Annotated in this window: 20 protein-coding genes; 12 read left to right on the plus strand and 8 right to left on the minus strand. The window is 48.5% G+C overall.

Annotated elements, in window-relative coordinates; genetic code table 11:
• The first annotated feature begins 125 nt into the window (after positions 1-125).
• A complete protein-coding gene (locus P1P86_13285) occupies positions 126-2,936 on the plus strand; it encodes a glycoside hydrolase family 2 TIM barrel-domain containing protein (GenBank protein MDF1576155.1) in 2,811 nt (936 codons plus the stop codon).
• A 31-nt stretch (positions 2,937-2,967) separates the two neighbouring features.
• Positions 2,968-4,344, plus strand: coding sequence for a sulfatase (locus P1P86_13290; GenBank protein ID MDF1576156.1), 1,377 nt, complete (start codon positions 2,968-2,970; stop codon positions 4,342-4,344).
• A 10-nt stretch (positions 4,345-4,354) separates the two neighbouring features.
• Here the strand turns inward: P1P86_13290 and P1P86_13295 are convergent, their stop codons facing one another.
• Positions 4,355-5,350 (minus strand): aldo/keto reductase, encoded by a 996-nt coding sequence (locus tag P1P86_13295; protein MDF1576157.1) that lies wholly within the window; start codon positions 5,348-5,350, stop codon positions 4,355-4,357.
• Positions 5,351-5,565: 215 nt separating this feature from the next.
• On the opposite strand from P1P86_13295, the gene P1P86_13300 reads away from it, so the two are divergent.
• The 3 genes from P1P86_13300 (at position 5,566) to P1P86_13310 (ending at position 7,165) form a co-directional block, all read left to right on the plus strand.
• A complete protein-coding gene (locus P1P86_13300; protein MDF1576158.1) occupies positions 5,566-5,712 on the plus strand; it encodes a hypothetical protein in 147 nt (48 codons plus the stop codon).
• A gap of 12 nt (positions 5,713-5,724) precedes the next feature.
• Positions 5,725-6,723, plus strand: a complete 999-nt coding sequence (locus P1P86_13305; GenBank protein ID MDF1576159.1) for a glycosyltransferase family 39 protein — start codon at positions 5,725-5,727, stop codon at positions 6,721-6,723.
• Positions 6,724-6,784: 61 nt separating this feature from the next.
• Entirely contained in the window at positions 6,785-7,165 is a 381-nt protein-coding gene (locus P1P86_13310) for a hypothetical protein (protein MDF1576160.1), read from the plus strand.
• On the opposite strand, the gene P1P86_13315 is transcribed toward P1P86_13310, so the two are convergent.
• Entirely contained in the window at positions 7,162-7,821 is a 660-nt protein-coding gene (locus P1P86_13315) for a hypothetical protein (protein MDF1576161.1), read from the minus strand. The two genes, P1P86_13310 and P1P86_13315, sit on opposite strands and share 4 nt — an antisense overlap.
• 159 nt (positions 7,822-7,980) lie before the next feature.
• On the opposite strand from P1P86_13315, the gene P1P86_13320 reads away from it, so the two are divergent.
• Both P1P86_13320 and P1P86_13325 read left to right on the plus strand, forming a co-directional pair.
• Positions 7,981-8,457 carry a hypothetical protein gene (locus P1P86_13320; protein ID MDF1576162.1) on the plus strand — a complete coding sequence of 159 codons (477 nt, stop codon included), beginning with the start codon at positions 7,981-7,983 and terminating at the stop codon, positions 8,455-8,457.
• A 95-nt stretch (positions 8,458-8,552) separates the two neighbouring features.
• Positions 8,553-8,975, plus strand: coding sequence for an OsmC family peroxiredoxin (locus P1P86_13325; protein ID MDF1576163.1), 423 nt, complete (start codon positions 8,553-8,555; stop codon positions 8,973-8,975).
• A gap of 6 nt (positions 8,976-8,981) precedes the next feature.
• Here P1P86_13325 and P1P86_13330 read toward each other — a convergent pair whose 3' ends face one another.
• The 5 genes from P1P86_13330 to P1P86_13350 form a co-directional block, all read right to left on the minus strand.
• Positions 8,982-9,548: a TIGR00730 family Rossman fold protein gene (locus P1P86_13330; GenBank protein ID MDF1576164.1), complete on the minus strand. Its 567-nt coding sequence runs from the start codon at positions 9,546-9,548 to the stop codon at positions 8,982-8,984.
• A 71-nt stretch (positions 9,549-9,619) separates the two neighbouring features.
• Positions 9,620-10,996: a TrpB-like pyridoxal phosphate-dependent enzyme gene (locus tag P1P86_13335; protein MDF1576165.1), complete on the minus strand. Its 1,377-nt coding sequence runs from the start codon at positions 10,994-10,996 to the stop codon at positions 9,620-9,622.
• Between the two features lie 257 nt (positions 10,997-11,253).
• Positions 11,254-12,072, minus strand: coding sequence for a ThuA domain-containing protein (locus tag P1P86_13340; protein MDF1576166.1), 819 nt, complete (start codon positions 12,070-12,072; stop codon positions 11,254-11,256).
• 109 nt (positions 12,073-12,181) lie between these two features.
• Complete coding sequence (locus P1P86_13345) at positions 12,182-12,373, minus strand: cold shock domain-containing protein (GenBank protein MDF1576167.1); 192 nt, start codon at positions 12,371-12,373, stop codon at positions 12,182-12,184.
• Between the two features lie 82 nt (positions 12,374-12,455).
• A complete protein-coding gene (locus tag P1P86_13350; protein MDF1576168.1) occupies positions 12,456-13,112 on the minus strand; it encodes a hemolysin III family protein in 657 nt (218 codons plus the stop codon).
• 127 nt (positions 13,113-13,239) lie between these two features.
• On the opposite strand from P1P86_13350, the gene P1P86_13355 reads away from it, so the two are divergent.
• Positions 13,240-15,276 carry a tetratricopeptide repeat-containing sensor histidine kinase gene (locus tag P1P86_13355; GenBank protein ID MDF1576169.1) on the plus strand — a complete coding sequence of 679 codons (2,037 nt, stop codon included), beginning with the start codon at positions 13,240-13,242 and terminating at the stop codon, positions 15,274-15,276.
• Here P1P86_13355 and msrA read toward each other — a convergent pair.
• Positions 15,257-15,796 carry a peptide-methionine (S)-S-oxide reductase MsrA gene (gene msrA, locus P1P86_13360; GenBank protein ID MDF1576170.1) on the minus strand — a complete coding sequence of 180 codons (540 nt, stop codon included), beginning with the start codon at positions 15,794-15,796 and terminating at the stop codon, positions 15,257-15,259. The two genes, P1P86_13355 and msrA, sit on opposite strands and share 20 nt — an antisense overlap.
• Before the next feature lie 163 nt (positions 15,797-15,959).
• Between msrA and amrS the strand changes: the two genes are divergently transcribed.
• The 4 genes from amrS to P1P86_13380 form a co-directional block, all read left to right on the plus strand.
• Entirely contained in the window at positions 15,960-16,979 is a 1,020-nt protein-coding gene (amrS, locus tag P1P86_13365; protein MDF1576171.1) for an AmmeMemoRadiSam system radical SAM enzyme, read from the plus strand.
• Positions 16,976-17,806, plus strand: coding sequence for an AmmeMemoRadiSam system protein B (gene amrB, locus P1P86_13370; GenBank protein ID MDF1576172.1), 831 nt, complete (start codon positions 16,976-16,978; stop codon positions 17,804-17,806). Before amrS ends, amrB begins: the two co-directional genes overlap by 4 nt.
• Complete coding sequence (gene amrA / locus P1P86_13375) at positions 17,803-18,366, plus strand: AmmeMemoRadiSam system protein A (GenBank protein MDF1576173.1); 564 nt, start codon at positions 17,803-17,805, stop codon at positions 18,364-18,366. Before amrB ends, amrA begins: the two co-directional genes overlap by 4 nt.
• Before the next feature lie 405 nt (positions 18,367-18,771).
• On the plus strand, positions 18,772-19,250 hold a 479-nt coding region (locus P1P86_13380; GenBank protein ID MDF1576174.1), incomplete at its 3' end, for a hypothetical protein.

Consider the following 19,250-nt stretch of genomic DNA (forward strand, 5'->3'; position numbering starts at 1 on the left):
GTAGTATTTAGGATTGATGATGAAAAATAAGAAAATCTGAGCTAAGCCAGGTCCATATGAAGCAAGTATTCTGAATTAAAACTTAAAAACATAAAACGATTTTTAAACGGCTAAACTTTTTCCAGATGACTTTACGCTTTTACTTCCTCGTATTTATGATATCAAGCCTGCTGTCTGCGGCCCTGTCTGCTCAGGAGACAGAGGTGGTTTATCTTTCCGGAACCGGGTTTGACCGGACCGCAGAGTGGGATTTTTACTGTACTGACGGGATGAACAGTAAAGCCTGGACCACTATAGAGGTTCCCTCCTGCTGGGAGCAACAGGGCTTCGGTGAGTATAACTACGGCCATGTTCCTTTTGAAGACAGGCTGAAGGAAGAAGGGCGCTACCGTTACTTTTTTGAAGCAGACAGAAGCTGGAAGGGAAAGCGGCTGGACCTGGTATTTGAGGGGGTGATGACCGATGCCCGTGTTCTGGTGAACGGTAAGCAGGCCGGGGAGGTTCATCAGGGTGCATTTTACCGTTTCAGTTATGATATCTCCCGGCTTGTGAGCTATGGCAGGGAAAACAAGCTGGAAGTTTTTGTAAAGAAATTTTCAGATAATGAGTCTGTTAACCAGGCCGAACGGAAGGCCGATTACTGGGTATTTGGAGGGATCTTCCGGCCGGTAAAACTGGAAATTAAAGCGGTGAGCCATTTGGAGCGGGTGGCCATAGATGCCTCCGCCGATGGTTTTTTCAGGTCAGATATCTACCTGGCGGGAAATCCGGAGGGTGGCAGGGTCCAGGTGGAGATAACAGACCCGGAGGGAGCCGAAGCAGCACGTTTTATCTCTTCGGCAGCGCCTGGAGCCGGAAAAATCAGGATCTCCGGGAATCTGGATTCGGCGCTTCTTTGGAATCCGGAGGATCCCCATCTCTACAAAGCCCGGTTCAGCTTATTGGATACAGATGGCAAATTGATCCACCGGATGACAGAAAGTTTTGGTTTTCGAACGGTGGAGCTTCGGGCCGAGGATGGGATTTATGTGAACGGGGAGCGCATCAAATTCAAAGGAGTTTGCAGGCATAGCTTTCATCCGGATCACGGCCGGACTTCAAGTAAAGCTTTCAGTATTGAGGTGGTGAACCTGATCAAGGATATGAATATGAACGCAGTGCGCATGTCACACTACCCGCCGGACGAACATTTTCTGGATGTTTGCGATTCTCTGGGGCTTTTCGTCCTGGATGAGCTGGCAGGCTGGCAGCGTCCATCCTACGATTCGGTGGTGGGACGGAAGCTATTGGGTGAAATGATCGCCAGGGATGTGAACCATCCCAGTGTGGTGCTGTGGGACAATGCCAATGAAGGAGGATGGAACACAGCCTATGATAAGGATTTCAGGGAGCTGGATATCCAGCAGCGCGGGGTAATCCACCCCTGGGGCTATCACGATTTGACCAATACGGCCCATTATGTGGACTATAAGTACCTGGCCATGGACCATTTTGCTCCCAGACAGGTTTTTTTCCCCACGGAGATGATTCATGGTTTGTATGATGGCGGACTGGGAGCAGGCCTGGAGGATTTCTGGCTGCGGATGTGGGAACATCCCCTTAGTGCAGGAGGGTTTCTTTGGGTGTTTGCCGATGAATCGCTTAAACGGACCGATAGCGGCATGCTGGATTCGGATGGCAACCATGCACCGGATGGTATTCTGGGCCCCTATCATGAAAAGGAAGGAAGTTTTTATGCGGTCCGGGAGATCTGGTCGCCGGTCCATGTGGAAAAACGCTATATCACCGAAGAGTTTAACGGGGTATTCCGGATTCAGAACCGTTTTCATTTTACCAATCTGGATCAATGCCACTTTCGTTATAGCTGGATGAGAATGCAGGGGCCCGGAAATCCGGGAGTAAAAGAACAGGGATCTGATGAATTCGCCGGAGTGATGGATTCTGGGATACCGGTAGCTGATCCCCTGGCACCTGGTCAGAATGGGAAACTGAAAGTGCCCCTGTCTGAAGGCTGGCAAAACTGTGATGCCTTATACCTGGAGGCCTTCGATCCATTCGGGCGACTGATACATGCCTGGAGCTGGCCCGTTAAAACGCCTGTCCGGACCATGGAAGAGCTATTGCCTCCAAAGAAGGCTGATTCCATTACCGTTTCTGAGTCGGATGCAACTTTGATCCTGGAATCGGGAACAGTAAGACTGGAGCTCTCCAAAACCGATGGATTACTGCTGCAGGTGAATTCGGGCGACTGGCGGATTCCTCTTTCGAAGGGGCCTGTCTTCAGAAGTGATATGCCACCGCTAAGGTCATTTTCTCATTTTGCCAAAGAGAAAGCACATCATGTTCGGATTGATTTCGGAGCAACTGGAACCCTCGAATGGATTATGCATGCAGGCGGAGTGGTGGATATGAAGCTGCACTATCAGCCTGAAGGCCCCCGGGTACCCTTTACGGGAGCATCCTTTTCCTACCCGGAACAGGAGGTGCAATCGGTCACTTACCTGGGGAACGGACCCTACCGGGTCTGGAAGAACCGGAAAACGGGTGTGGAGTTCAATGTTTGGGAGAAAACGCCCAACAATACCATTATCGGACATTCCGGCTTCGAATATCCTGAATTCAGGGGATACTATTCAAACCTTTACTGGAGCAGGATTACGGATCCCCGGAACCGACACTTTACCATTTACAGCCATACAAAGGATCTTTACCTGAGATTGTTTACACCGGAAGAAGCTCCGGATCCGGCAAAGACCACGGTGACACATCCTCCCGGAGACCTCTCCTTTATGCTGGGAATTCCGGCCATTGGAACAAAATTTAAAGAGGCAAAAGATCTTGGACCACAGTCAGATAGTTATTGTTACTCGAAGCTTAGAGTGATGGATGGTGCTCTTCATATAGAACTCACCTTTGACTTCAGGCACGAAGAGTGATGAGCCTCCAAATCAAAAAAGAAAAAGCAAAATGAAAAGTAACTTATGCATTTTCCTGTTATCGCTCAGTCTCCTGGGACTGCTTTCCTGCAATCAGGGGGAAGGGCCTGATAAACTAAACGTGGTCATTATTTTCCTGGACGATTCGGGCTGGTCCGATTTTGAGCCTTTTGGAGAATCTGCCAGGGAAACTCCCCGGGTAAAGCAGCTGGCAGCTGAGGGAACCGCCTATCATAACTTCTATGTACCCCAGGCGGTGTGTTCAGCCTCCCGGTCTGCTCTTCTGAGCGGATGTTATCCGGGGCGTACTAAGGTCTTTGGGGCCCACGGCCCTGATGCATGGGGCCTGGATACCGCCTATGCCACCATGGGCGAAGTATTCAAAGCAGCTGGCTATGTCACGGCTGCATTTGGGAAATGGCACTGCGGGGACCAGCCGGAGACCAGATCGCATGCCCGTGGTTTTGATGAAACATGCGGACTGATGTATTCGAATGATATGTGGAAGCATCACCCCGAGTCGCCCGAATACTGGGGACAATGGCCCCTGCAGTTCTGGGAGAATGGCCAGGTGACCATCGAAGAGGTGGATCATGCCGATCAGAAGATTCTGACCAAAACCTACACGGAGCACGCTGTTGATTTTATCCGGCGTCAGAGGAACAATCCTTTTCTGCTCTATGTTCCCCACAGTATGCCACACGTTCCTCTTTACTGCAGTGAAGAATTTGAAGGCAAATCGGGCCTGGGCACCTACGGGGATGTAATGCTGGAGATCGACTGGAGTGTGGGTGAGATCAACAGGGCCCTGAAAGAGCAGGGATTGGAAAACAATACCATCGTGATTCTCACTTCGGACAACGGACCCTGGATATCCTACGGAAACCATGCCGGGACCACCCCGTTCAGGGAGGCCAAAGGCACCAGCTTTGACGGAGGAGTGCGCTCGGCCTGCATCATCAAGTATCCCGGGAGAATTCCTTCGGGAGCCGTTTCAGAAAGAGCCTTTGCTTCGGTGGACCTCCTCCCTACCCTGTGTGAGCTGGCCGGGGTTCCTTTGCCTGCCAATGATATGGACGGGGAGAACGTCTGGGACCTGGTCAGCGGTAGGGAAGGCGCTGTGAACCCCCATCGTTATTATGCATTTTCAAATAACAGCAACTTCGAAGGGGTACTGAGCGGGGACGGCAGGTGGAAATTACATTTGCCCCATGCCTATCGCATCCTTGAAACAGAAGGGGCAGACGGCCTGCCCGGCAAGTACGGGACGGCCCGGATCGATACCGCACTTTTTGATATGAAAGTTGACCCCCTGGAAAGCGCCAATGTGATTTCGGAGTACCCGGAAGTTGCAGCGGAATTGATCAGCCTGGCAGAAAGTCACTACAACAAATTCTACGGCAGGTAAGCAGAAGCTCTCAGGCCAGCCGGATATTCTGGTTCCAGCCGTCCTGGTAGGCCGGATGCATCCAGGCCAGGCCTTTGCCCTGGTAGAAAGGGTACAGTGCCAACCTGATCTCTTCCATCTTCTCTTCCCCAAGAGGAGTGAAATCCCGCAGGATCTCCAGATTTGCATGCAGCACCTCCTTGCTGTCGGTTCCGATATTAATCATATGGAACTCGTTCAGGGTCAAAGCATAGCGGATCAGATCCCCGGCAGGCAGGCCGGGTATGGTTTCCCTGGGCCGGATCACCTTCATGGCCACAAGGCCCATTCCCTTTTGCCTGGCCAGGGGGGCCGGAAGACCTTCAAAATCCTCACTCCCGCCAGCGGATTGATGATTCAGAGCCATCATCATAACATCAAAGTCATAGAGCTCAATGGCTCTTTTCATCCCTTCGGCCGATGCATGACCTGAAAATCCTATGTTCCGGATGACTTCCTGGCTTTTGAACTGCTGCAGCACCTCCAGCACCTGCCCCTTTTCTCCCAGTTTTTCAGCATCTTCCACGGAGGAGACCGCATGTACATGCAGCAGGTCGATATGGTCGGTCCGGAGCCTGTTCAGACTACGTTCCACGCTCCTTTTTGCCTGATCCCCGTCCCGGTCACCTGTTTTTGAGGAGAGAAAAACTTTTCCTCTCCGCTCCTTCAGTATCATGCCAATGCGTTCCTCGCTGCTGATCTTGTCATTCCCGTAGCTGGAAGCCGTATCCCAGTAATAGAGGCCCTGGTTAAATGCGGATTCCAGGATCTCCAGGGCCATTTCATCATCGGGGATGGCCATCCACCTGCTGCCACACCCAAAGCCCATCAGCGGGACCTCTGCCCCGGTCTGGCCAAGAGTTACGGTGGGTAATCCTTTGGGGTCATAGGGCGACGGGGTGGTGCATCCGGCTACAGGTCCTATAGCTACCGTGGCTGCTGCAGCTGCAGTAGACCGTACAAATTGCCTGCGGGTAATGGCTTTCATAATTCAGCTGTTTGAAAGATTCGATTGCTTCCTTCTAAAATACGTTTTTTTTCCATTCATTCCGAACATACAAACGCAGGGCTGCCGGCGGGTAATCAGGCCAGGTATATGCCCGCCTGCTTTTAAAGAAAAACACATTTGAAATATTGTTGATTTCTTTATATTTTGTCATAAATAGCCAGACTACTCCAGGATGAATTTCTTTTGCCTTCTTTATGTCTGAGAAAAGCCACGGACAACAGCAATATCTGGTCTGGACCATCCTGCTCCTGCTCCTTCCGGCACTGTTTATAAATCTGGGAATGTCTCCATTAATTGCAGATGAAGCTACCAGAGGGGTGGTCGCTTTTGAAATGCAGTAAAGTGGTGAGCTGATCACCCCTACGACCCATGGAGAATACTATTTCAACAAGCCTCCCCTTTACAATTGGATATTACTGGGATTCTTTAATCTTTTTAATCAACATTCCGAATTAGTCCTGCGACTATCTGCGGTAATTTCATTACTGCTCTTTGGTGTGATCATTTATTTCACCACCCGAAAGGAACTGGGCACAAGGGTGGCTGTTCTGAGTTCCCTGCTATTTATCAGCTGCGGACGGATCCTTTTCTACGATTCCATGAGAGGACTGATAGACCTGAGCTTTTCCCTGGTAGTTTTTCTGAATTTTTACCTGATATACTATTTTCTGGCCAGGAGGAAGTATTTGCCGCTCTATATGGTGAGCTATTTTCTCGCATCCGTGGCATTCCTGATGAAGAGATTACCTGCTGTGATTTTTCAGGGCCTGACCCTGTGCACCGCCCTGGCCTGTTTTAAATCCTTCAAGAAATTATTCCATCCTGCGCACCTGGCCGGTCTTATGATCTTTGTCATTCTGGTGGGCGGATACTACTTCCTTTTATGGGAAAACAGCCAGGAACCTGAATTTTTCAGGCGCCTGGTGTCAGAATCAACTAAAAGGACCATTGTTAATCATGGTATATGGAGCACCATAAAGCACCTGTTTTTCTTTCCCTTTGACCAGGTCTACCATCTCCTTCCCTGGTCCCTGTTGTTTATATTTCTTTTCAGGAAATCATTTTACGGCCATCTCAGGGAGAATAAGTATGCGGGATATCTGGCGCTGGTCTTTCTGGTGAATATTCCGGTTTACTGGGCATCGGTGGGAACCCATCCAAGATACCTTTTTATGCTGTACCCCATCCTGCTTATTTTATTGGTCCATTACTACCTGATACTGAAAGACAGGGACCCCTTGGGCCTTCTGGTTGATGGTTTTTGTTTTTTTCGGACTGGCACTGGTATTCGGAACCTGGTATTTCTTAACGCACAGCATTTCCGGTTCGGGGAGGTCCCTGCTTATTTTTAGCATATTCCTCTTCGTCATCCTCACCGTGTATTTCTGGATGTGGAAGATACATACAATCAGAATGGAATTGCTGATTATTATTTTACTCTGCCTGAGGGTGTTTTTCAATCTCATTGTTTTGCCGGACAGGTTGGAAAGAACTCCTCAGTTTAAGGAAATACAGGCTGCTGAAAAGATTGTTCAAATCACAGGGAACAGTGAGCTCAAAATGCATCCTGTTACCCCTGCCAGCATAGAATTCATTTATTATTTGAGTACAGCCAGAAATGAGATCCTGAGAAAGGAACACGGAGAGTATAAAACTGGCACCTATTATATTTTTGATGCAAAGGATCCCCTCCGGGAAGGAGAGAAAAAGCTGATGGAATTTGAATCGAGAATTCAAAACCGAAAACTGCGACTTTCCCTGATCACCGGGGAGAACAATCCGCCCGGAAGCTAAATTTTCAGTTTGATCTTCAGCCTTCCCAGCAGGCCGGTCAGTTGAATGATCAGGATGGCAAAGAGGATCGATTTCAGAATGCCGGCACCTCCCGTGGTTATGGATTCCGGCAGCCGGATGTTCAGAATATTCCTGAAGGCATACACAAAGTAGGGAACCAGGTAGCAGGTGAGGGTCATGGACCCGGCCGGCTCAATAAGGGCTGCCCACCGGAACTTTCCGGCTTGATCGGTCAGCAGGTACAATCCCCCGAAGGAGAGTGCTGTGATGGCGGCGCAAATGCTGGTCCACGAGGGTGTGGCCAGAATCTTGGAAATGCCCCAGAGGGGGCGGCTGAGATATCCGAACAGCAAGAGCAGGAGTGAAAAACCCAGCAAAAATGGCACCAGAAACTGCATGCGCTCCTGTTCCTTCAGGCGGATCATTACCGAGGTGACCAGCACCCCTCCCATCACCAGGGCATGGTTGGAGGCGCTGACAACCAGTTTGATGCTGAATGGGAGCGGCGTTCGAAATTCATTAATATTCAGAATGATAAGAGCGATAAAAGCCAGGGCAATCCAGGCCGGCCGCCTGCCAAGAAACAGAAAGGTCAGAGCAGCCACCAGGTAGCCCCAGCCAATGAGCCCCAGGATGCCCCACCAGTGAAAGCGCATCCACTGTGTTCCTCCGTCGCCGGACTTCCTTTTGTTGGATTTTGACTTTTACGACGCAACAAGGTTTAACCGTGTTACAGGAATATTCCAATAGTGAAATTAAACCTTTTTGTACTATATTGATCATAGATACAGTTATACCTTATTAAATAAGAAAAAATGAAAAGAGCACTGAATTTTCGAATTCCCGGACTTGCACTCCTTGTCTCTCTGTTTGCTCTGAATATTTCGGCACAGGGTCCTGGCGGGCCGGGCCGTGGCTTCCAGATGACCGAGGAGGATATCAAAGAGCAGGTTCAGAATACCGCGCAGGCACTAAAGCTGAACGATGAACAGCATAAAAAGGTGCTGGCTGTGGAAATGGATTTCTATAACAAAAGGCAGATTGAGTTTCAGAAGATGAGTAATGCCGGCGGACCTCCCGGTGATCGTGAGGCGATGCGTGAGAAGATGATGAAGATGCGGGAAGAGCGCAATGCAGCCTATGAAGCGGTCCTCACCCCGGATCAGTTTAAGCAGTTTACGGATCTCCAGGAGCAGCGTATGCGTGAAATGCGTGAGCTGCGTCAGCAGAGCAATCCTGGGGGAGAAGGCTCTCAGGAAGAACGTCCTGAAAGGGGCCGCGGAAGGAGTTAATTTATTTTGCAGGATATTTACTTCCTGCATCTGAACAATTTTGTGTCGTGCAGGTTATTTGTAAGACACTTTTTTTGTTAATAAGAATCATTAATATGTCAGTTCGAACAGCAAAATCAGAATGGAAAGGAACCCTTAAGGATGGTAAGGGTTCGATGAATTTCAGTAATTACAGCGGCCCCTTCACCTTTAAATCGCGGTTTGAAGAGGGTAGCGGAACCAACCCTGAAGAACTCATTGGGGCAGCCCACTCAGGCTGTTTCTCCATGTTTCTCGCAGCTCTGATCAGCGGAGAGGATCTGACTCCGGAGAGCGTGAAGACCACGGCAAAGGTTCATTTGGGACGGGATGATAAAGGGCCTCTGATCACCCGTATTGAACTGGAAAGCCACGTGAAATGCCCGGGGCTGTCCCGGGAAAAGTTTGAAGAACTGGCCGCAGCGGCCAAAGAGGGCTGTCCCGTTTCGAGGTTGGTGGCAGCTGCTGAAATTAAGCTTTCAGCCACGCTGGAAGGCTAATTCAGCTTACAGCCATTTGGGCACCTTCGGGGCCTCATAGGCAATCATCAGCTCCAGCAGTTCTTCCGGCTTCCGGCTGCACAGGACCATGTTGCGGTTGATCTCGTGCAGAAATCCCTCCTGGACCATATGGTCCAGGGAATAGAGCAAATGATCGAAAAATCCCTCCACATTTAATAGCCCGACGGGCTTTGGATGTAATCCAAGTTGCCCCCAGGTTAACATCTCAAAGAGTTCTTCCATTGTGCCATATCCGCCCGGAAGGGCCATGAACCCGTCACTCATCTCATATATCAGGGCTTTACGCTGGTGCATGCTTTCCACGGCAATCAGTTCGGTCAGTTTATCATGGGCCACCTCCCTGGTTTTTAAGAAACGGGGAATGACACCGGTAACTTTCCCGCCTGCTTCCAGGGCAGCATCGGCCAGCATCCCCATTAAACCCACTTTCCCTCCACCAAAGATCAGTTCCATACCCTGCCGGGCGAGGAATCTTCCGGTAGCGGCTGCCTGCTCCCTGTAGACCTGATTATTTCCGCTGCTTGACCCGCAATAAACTGCGATCCTTTTCATGCGGTGAATTTAATAAAAAAGCCATCCAGTTTTCGGATTCGGGACAGCTTTTGGATCTTTGGGATCAATACTCAGATCACCGGTGAAGGGTGATTCTTCAATACGGCTGTAAATTGTTCAAATTCTTCGTTGGAGAGTTCATGGTCCCGAAGCTCACCTTTCAGGAACTTGTCGTAACCTACCAGGTCCATCAATCCATGACCGCTGAAATTAAACAGGATTACCTTCTCTTTCCTCTCTTCTTTTGCCTGCCTGGCCTGCCGGATGGCTGAAGCGATGGCATGAGTGGTTTCCGGAGCCGGAATGATTCCTTCGGTGCGGGCGAAGAGTATTCCTGCCTCGTAACACTCCAGCTGATGGATGGCCTCGGGTGTTGCCAGTCCCTCTTTAACCGCATGGCTCACCAGCGGTGACATGCCGTGGTAGCGAAGACCGCCTGCATGGATTGGGGGAGGAATAAATCCATGTCCCAGTGAATTCATGGCAAGCAGCGGGGTTAATTTAGCCAGGTCGCCATGGTCATAGGCAAAGGGAGCTTTGGTGAGGGTGGGGCAACTTGCGGGCTCCACAGGAATAATCTCCATGTTTGCACCATGGATTTTCTCCTGCATAAAGGGGAAGGCCAGACCGGCAAAATTACTGCCTCCTCCGGCACATCCGATCACTACATCGGGGAGCTTCTCCCCTATTTTTTCGAGTTGCTTTTTCGCTTCCAGACCAATGATGGTCTGATGAAGCATCACATGGTTGAGTACACTCCCCAGGGAGTAGCGGGTCTGACCGCTTTCATCGGTCACCGCAGCCTCAACCGCTTCACTGATAGCGATACCCAGGCTTCCGGGGGTGTCGGGATGTTCAGCCAGGACATCTCTCCCGGCTTTTGTTTCATTACTTGGACTGGCAATGCATGAACCGCCCCAGGCCTCCATCATCATCTTACGGAAAGGCTTCTGGTCAAAACTTACCCGCACCATAAATACTTTGCATTCCATTCCCAGCAGGGAGGTTGCGAAAGAAAGGGCACTCCCCCACTGTCCCGCTCCGGTTTCGGTGGTCAGTTTATTGATTCCGAACTCCTTATTATAATAGGCCTGGGCCACAGCGGTGTTTGGTTTGTGACTGCCTGCCGGGGAGACACTCTCATTCTTATAATAGATGCGGGCAGGAGTGCCCAGGGCCTCTTCCAGGGCAAAGGCCCTGACCAGGGGTGCCGGGCGCCAGATGCTTAGCATCTCCATCACCTTTTCTGGAATATCAATCCACCTTTGGGTACTGACCTCCTGCTCAATCAGGTTCATGGGAAAAACCGGTGCCAGCATTTCAGGCCCGATGGGATTTCCGTCAGGCCCCAATGGGGGATTAATGGTTCCCGGAAGGTCTGCTGCAATATTATACCACTGCCTGGGCATCTCTTTTTCACTAAGAAGGATCTTTTTGCTTTTGTTCATAACTGTGTTTTTAGAGGGTGAAATATTTATGCAATAAAAAGAGGGGCAGTTATCTCTAACATGCCCCGCGTATTTTGTTCTGTGATCTGTCTGTTTTACAGCCCAACCACTGCCCACGAAGCACTTGTCCGGTAGTTCCACCAAAGCCAACGCCAGCTAATATGATTGATCCCAGTTTTCATTTTCTTAAAAGTGAGCCTGAAAATTAAGCATTATTTTCAGAAATCCCATCACAACTAAGATTGATTTAATCAGATTTAATAGACAGGGTTCTTCCATGCTTCAGCAGGAGCATATCTGCTGGCAGAGGCCCACCGGATGCCTCGCTGCATAATCTCCAGGGCTTCCGGCACTTCGAAGTCCTTCATGACATGTCCCAGCGAAGAATAGAATATCCGTCCGGAGCCATGCATCTTCTTCCAGACCACCGGCATGGTACAGCCATCGATCCAGGGAGCATGATCGGCCCCGAAAGTGGTTGTGGCAAGCACCTTCATATTGGGGTCCACATGCAAATAATACTGTTCACTGTGCATATCAAAATCAGACAGTCCCCTGGTGACGGGATCCTCATGGTCCGTCACCTTTACCCGGTAATCGATCACCCCTCCCGGATGGGCCACCCATTGTCCTCCTGTCATAAACTGATATTCCACATTCTGCCTGAAGGAATCGCAGAGCCCTCCATGCCAGCCTGCCAGGCCGCAACCTGAAGAGACCGCCTTAATAAGTCCCTTTTCCTGACTCCCGGTGATGCTGGCCATAGTGAAAACCTGGATGACCAGATCGACCTCATTCATATAGGCTTCATCTTCATAAGGTTCCAGAGTATCAAAAGCATCCACTTTGGCACCCTCCTTCTCCATCCAGGGTCTGAAAAGTTCCAGGGATTGATCGGGTTCATGTCCTTTCCACCCGCCATACGTGTATAAAACTTTACGACCTTCCAGCGATGGAAGCTCCTGCTGGACAGGAAGGATTCTGGATTTCTGGTGCTCGCTGGCATGAAGCCCCAGGGAGGCTCCTGCTGCAATGACTCCCGTACTGGACAGGAAGCGGCGGCGATCTAGTTTCATTTGTTGAAAGTTTGAGTTGGCCATAAAAATAACCGGAATATACCAACAAACAAAAAAACCCCCCGCCCCAATGCGAAGGGTTCAGATTAATATGAGATGATATGTTTAACTATATAAGTTTGACATTCACTGCATTTAATCCTTTTCGTCCTTCGGAAAGTTCGAAAGTTACATTGTCATCTTCCTTGATCTTGTCAATCAGACCTGATACATGGACAAAATACTCTTCGTCGGATTCGACGTCCTTAATAAACCCATATCCCTTGGATTCGTTAAAGAATTTTACTTTACCTTCTTTCATTGTAAAAAATTGATAATTAATAACACTACAAAAGTAATATAAATTAAAACCAAAAGCACAAGGAGAATGAACATTTCTCCATTTACCTTGGGATCATATAGAAAAATACAGCGAAGAAGTGTGAAACAGTTCCTGCCAGTACCAGCAGATGCCATACAAGATGGTGATAAGGAAAACGTATGACCTTGTAAAAGAGAATTCCCAGAGTATAACATAAACCGCCTATGAGGATCCAAAGGCTCCCCATCAGGGGCAGTCGCTGGATCAACGGTACAACAGCAATCAGGATCAGCCAGCCCATTACCGCATAGGAAACCACATAAAAGGTGCTCACCCCGTCATTAAAATCACCGGGTCGCATAAGGATCATGACCGTCCCCAGGATGGCCAGTCCCCATTCAATCCCGAATATCACCCAGCCGATGGGCCCGTGTAAAGTGAGCAGAGCGATGGGCGTGTAGGTCCCGGCAATCAGCAGATAGATAGCGATCCGGTCAAAGTTGAAAAACAGGTCCTTGGCTTTACCCATGGGAAGGATATGGGTCAGTGTGGAGGAGAAATAAAGCACGATCATAGATACTCCAAAAATGGAGGTGCTTACCACATACCAGATGGTTCCATGGAGGATCGAGAAATCAACCATCAATATCAAAGCGGCCACTGACAGCAGGGATCCCAAAAAATGAGAGGCCGCGTTAGCCAGCTCTTCACCACGGGAAAACTTCTGATTTTTTTCCATGAAAACAGGTTTTCCCAAAAGTAAGCAAGCCTGCTTAAAGAGTTGTTTTCAGCGGTCCCCCCATGCCTGTTTTCATCCCAAAATAAGTATATTTGTCTATACTCTACCAGAGAAGCCCTTTCAGCCCATGAATCGAATACTGGTTTTGTTCTGCATTGTATCCTGGCCATTCGGGAATCTCCATGGCCAGGATTACAGAACCGATAATGAACAGGCCACTACGTATTATGAACTTTCTCTTTCACTGCAGAAGGATTTTCCGGATAGCGCACTTTATTTTGCCAACCGGGCAGAATTGATTCTCCAGAGAAACGATCCGGAATCTCTTCTTCCCTTTATTTATAAGAGTAAAGGACAGATTTATGAACTAAAACTCCTTACCGAGCGCAGCCTGCTATATTACAGGAAGGCCTATGATGAGTTTATCAGGCTGGAGGATTTCGACCAGATAGGGGATTGTGCCCTGAAGATGGGAAACCTCTATTATGATATGGCCAATTTCAGTGAGGCGTATTTCTTCTACATGCAGAGCCTGAATGCTTATGAAAGGGAGAATGACCGGATGGGCATCGCCCAGATGGAGAACAATCTGGGTAATGTATCTCATGATATGCAACGATGGGATGAGGCGGAAAAGCACTATTTGAAAGCTTATAGCATTTACCGTAAAATCGGGCTTTCTGCGGAAGAGTATGGATCCTTAAGCAATTTAGGGATGATATTCTACGAACGGGAGCTTTACGATTCGGCTCTGTTCTATTTTCAGAAAGTGATGAATGAGCTTGATCCCGATTCTCTTGCCTCCTCCGTGGAGTATTATATCCTGTCGGGAGTATACAATAATTCGGCCCTGACTTACGATGAGCTGAACGAGAAGGAGCTGGCAATGGACTATTTCAGAAAGGCCCTGAATCTGGCCATCCGGGCAAACGATCAGAATACTGCGGGAACTGTATATGTGAACCTTGGATCCTTATATGGGGAGATTGGAGACCAGGCCTCTGCACTCCTGTATCTGCACCAGGCACTCAGAATAGCCCAGCAGCGTAAATTTCGCTCCCTGGAGCTGGAGGTATACGAGGAGCTGGCCAGGCTCCATGCGAAACCGGGTTCCTATGCATCTGCCTATAACTGGCAGTTAAGGTACGATACGCTCTACAAAGCGCTTTTTAATGAAGACCAGTCGGAGAAGATCATGCGTCTCAGGAGCAGATATGAACAGGAGATCAGCGAAAAAGAGATCCAGCAGCTGCAATCAGAATCACAGGTGCAAAAGATGCTGAATAAGCTATTCATTATATTCATTGTGATCATAGTCGCCCTGGCGATTTTCATTGCCATCAACCTCCGGTCCAAAAAACGAACCAACCAGATGCTGGCAGAACGAAACCTGCAATTCTCAAATGCCATACAAAAAATCAGTGAATCTGAAAACGAACTGCAGAATCTGAACAGATCCAAGGACCGCATTTTCTCAGTGGTGGCACACGATCTCAGGAATCCGGTGGCTGCCGTTACAGGATTCTCCGAACTTCTTTATGACAATTTTGAAGAGTTTACCAAAGAAACTCAAAAAGAGTATCTCCTTCAGATTCTTCAGGGAACCCAAAGGATTCAGAACCTGCTTGAAAATCTGCTGATCTGGGCCAGATCACAAATGAAAGCCCTTAAATATGAACCGGAAACCATTCATGTGGAAGGGCTGCTCCAGGAGTGTGTCAGAGAGCTTCAGGCTAACCTGGACCATAAAAAAGTAGATTGTCTGGTTAATATGGACAAGGCTTGTGTGGTTTTTGCCGATAAGGCCATGATCCGTACCGTGTTCAGGAACCTGATCATCAACGCCATTAAATTCAGTTTTCCCGGTGGGAAAATCCGGCTTAAATCGGAAGCTGCTCCGGAGGAATGTAAAATCCTGATTTCGGATGAAGGCATAGGAATTCAGCCTGAAATACAGGAGAAACTCTTTACTTCCAGTGAGGTGGTCTCTACACCGGGTACAACCGGCGAATCCGGATCAGGCTTGGGTCTTTTGATATGTAAGGAATTTCTGGAAAGAAACAAGGGCACGATCCGCGTTGAAAGTGAACCGGGCAATGGTTCCACATTCATTGTCAGTCTCCCGGCCAGAAACACCGATGATCCTATTTTAGCTTCTCCCTGAAGACTTTTTCAAATTTCTCCAGTTTAGGCGTGATAACCAGCCGGCAATATCCCTGATTGGGATTGTTTTCATAGTATTCCTGATGGTATGCCTCGGCACTGTAGAAGGCCTCAAACGGCTCCACCATGGTTACGATCGGACCGGTCCATATCCTCTCTGAATCTAGCTGCCGGATGACTTGCCTGGCAAGCCTTTCTTGCTCTTCGTTGTGATAGAGAACGATGGATCTGTACTGTGTGCCCACATCAGCCCCCTGCCGGTTCAGGGTGGTTGGATCGTGAGTCTTGAAGAAAATCTCCAGAAGTTCCAGGTAGGAGACAGTTTCCGGGTCGAAGGTAATCTGCACCACCTCTGCATGACCGGTACTGCCACTTGTAACCATTTTATAATCGGGATTCAGTACATTTCCACCTGAATACCCGGATTCCACGTGTTGAACTCCTTGTACACGTTCAAATATCGCTTCGACACACCAGAAGCATCCGCCACCTAAAGTCGCAATTTCGTAGTTTTTTTTCATATCAGAGTTTCCGAAAAGGGATATAATAAATAATAGACTGAAGCATGCAGACAAATAGTATTTTCTCATCCTGAGCTTTTTAAATATACATGATATATTAACCACATAGCGGTGTTTTTGTTTAATGGTGGAATTCATCGCAATTTCGTCGTAACTTTAGCTCATGCAGGAGGCTTTATACTACAAGCAACTGGATAATCAGGAGGTACAATGCCAGCTCTGCCCGCACAGATGCAAGATTGAACCTGGTCAGTATGGTAAATGCCGCACCCGGGTGAACCAGGGCGGAATCCTTTTTACCGAGAGTTACGGAATCCTCTCTGCCATCTCCTCAGATCCCATAGAGAAAAAACCTCTCTACCATTTTCAACCGGGACGTCATATTTTGTCTATCGGGAGTTTTGGCTGTAACCTGAACTGTGATTTCTGTCAGAATTGCGAAATTAGTCAGATTGATCAAAAGATATTTTCCCGGCATTCTTTCCAAAAGCCCGAAGACATGGTGAAAAAGGCCTTATTGCATCCGAATAATATTGGTCTGGCCTATACCTACAATGAACCCACCGTCTTTTATGAGTATATGATCCGGTGCGCGACACTGATCAAAGAGAACAATTTGAGCAATGTAATGGTTAGCAATGCTTATATAAATCCCGCCCCCCTGGAGGACCTGCTCCCCCTGATGGATGGCTTTAATATAGATCTTAAATCCTTCAGGAACCTTTTCTATAAAGAGCGTTCTGGAGCCAGTCTTCACCCTGTGCTTGAATCCATCAGAAGCATTGCCAGAAGCGGTAAACATTTGGAACTCACTTTCCTGATAATACCGGACCATAATGATGACAGGGAAGAGTGGAGAGATATGATCAAATGGATATCAGATTATTGCGGAAGGGAGACCATATTGCATGTCAGCAGGTACTATCCCAATTATCAGATGCATACCCCCCCCACTCCTCTCTCCACTATTCAAGAGTTCCTGGAGCATGCCAGAGAAATGATTGATTATGTGTACCCGGGAAATACACCGCAACTTGACAACCACACTTATTGTCCCTCATGCGGAAATCTTTTAATTGAAAGATTTCTGTATAAGGCCACTGTTAAGGGTATAGGACCGGGGGGATTTTGTACAGGCTGTAAAAAAGAAATTATTGGAGTCTTTAATAACGAAGCCAGATGAGAAGCCGAAATGCAGCAGTCGAGGGGAGGTTTTATCCCTCTTCCAAAAGCCGAATTTTTGACCAGATCATGGAGATTGAACAATCGGGCAGGTATCCGGAGCCTGATCTGTCGCCCAAAGGTGTGTACGGTGCCGTGTTGCCCCATGCAGGCCATCTCTATTCAGGTTACCAGACCATTCCGTTTTTTCAACTCATCAGAAGACATCGTTTATTCCCCGATACTTTTGTGATCGTACATCCGAATCACTCGGGTCATGGCGCCCCGCTCGCCATCGATGACTCGGCCCTCTGGTCCAATGCCGTCGGAGAGGTGCCCCTGGACAGGGAGTTTGCCGCTGCCATGGACCTGCCCTTTGATCAAAGAGCCCATGCCCTGGAACATTCGGCAGAAGTGATCATTCCTTTTATCCAGTATTTTCTGAACGACCATCCCTTTTCCATTGTTCCGGTTTGTATGCTGGATCAGGCGCATACAAAAGCGGCTCTTGTTGCAAAAAGAATCAGGCGGGGAGTGGCACAAACCGGAAGGAAAATCATGGTTCTGGCATCCTGTGACTTTTCACATTTTCTGTCCCCTTCCGAAGGATGGGAAAAGGATCAGTATATTCTGGACCGCATCATGGAACGAAATGCTCCCGGTGTTGAACGCACAGTCGCAGAGCAGCATGTATCTGTATGTGGTTATGGCCCCATTATGGCACTGATGGAGTATGCCGCTTCAGAATCTCCCGGCTATAAGATCGAGGTTCTGGCAAGAGGTCATTCCGGTGAGGTTTCCCCTTCCCCTGAAGTAGTGAGTTACATTTCTCTAATCGTCTATGCATGAGAATCACCAGAAAGGAGAAGCAGACCTTGCTCCACATAGCCTTCGATGCCATTTCTGTGAGGATCGATCCCATGAACCGGCCTGTCAGTTCCCCGCCAGATATAACAGATGTAATTGAAAGCAAATGCGGTGCATTTGTATCCGTGTATGTGGATCAGAATCTCAGGGGATGCATAGGAACCTTTTCTGAAGAGGCACCTCTGTATAAAAATGTCGAAAAAATGGCAGTTTCCGCGGCCAGTGAGGATTTAAGATTTACCAGCATTCATCCCGAAGAACTCCACCGGCTAGTCATAGAAATCAGTATCCTGACTCCGAGAAAGAGAATATACGATCCTTCCGAAATTGTTATCGGTAGGCATGGTATATATATGAAACATGGGTCCGGCAGAGGCACCTTGTTACCTCAGGTGGCCGCGAATCAGGAGTGGAGCACAGAGGATTTCCTGGGCAACTGTTCCAAATACAAGGCCGGCCTGGCTTGGGATGGATGGAAAAATGCGGAACTCTATACGTACGAGGCCATTGTATTCAGCTCAGAAACCCTTGCAGGAATCTGAACACGGAGCAAATCGTGGTTCTGTCTCAACAAGCAGCATGGTCGACCGCTTCAGGAGGCCTTCAAGGAGAACGACCGGGAAGAGATCAGGGCAGAGTTGGCGGTGAAGCTTGATTACATAAGGCTTGAATTGGATCACTATGATTTGGATATTAAAAATTAACCTCTATATTTGCTAACACAGAACTGTTACAGACTAGCACAAAATAGTCACTAACCCTAAAACTGAATCTGTGAAAGAGGATCCCGGTTCCGAAATGAGCCGGGATTTTCTTTTTATCACGATCATACTGGTATCCTGACTTTTACGCCTGCCATCTCCCAGGCGTACAAGATACACTTACTTAATTTGGCACTGATTTTGAATTACAAGCAGCAAAGATGTAAAACTTAAAACAGGGAAATCATGAAAACCAGAAACTATACCATCGGATTGCTGATCGCACTGGTTTTTGCCTCAACAAATATTCAGGCACAATCAGCACGTCGTTCCGCCCCTGAAGAAAGAAAAGAACGGGCCAAGGTTACAAAGACCTATACCAGGGAAAGCAGCTCCCAAAAAGCGAAAAGTACCCAAGCGGCTCAGAAAGTTCAGAACCCCCAGGTTCGTAAGCAGAATGCCCGACCGGCACAGCCGGCTCAGAAAGTACAGAACCCCCAGGTTCGTAAGCAGAATGCCCGGACTGTCGAGCCCGAACGAAATGTTCAAACCAATCGGGTTCGCAAACCTGTGAGTATGTCCACTTCGAACAATCCTCGCAGTACCTATCGCAGGCCCAATAACAAGATCACGACCGAGGCACGCTACAGTGCACCCGTGAAGTCCAGGATCTATGATAACAGGGCCTATTACGGAGGGAATTACTACCATTACGCCTACCCCAC

It is taken from the genome of Bacteroidales bacterium (assembly GCA_029210725.1).
Taxonomy (GTDB): domain Bacteria; phylum Bacteroidota; class Bacteroidia; order Bacteroidales.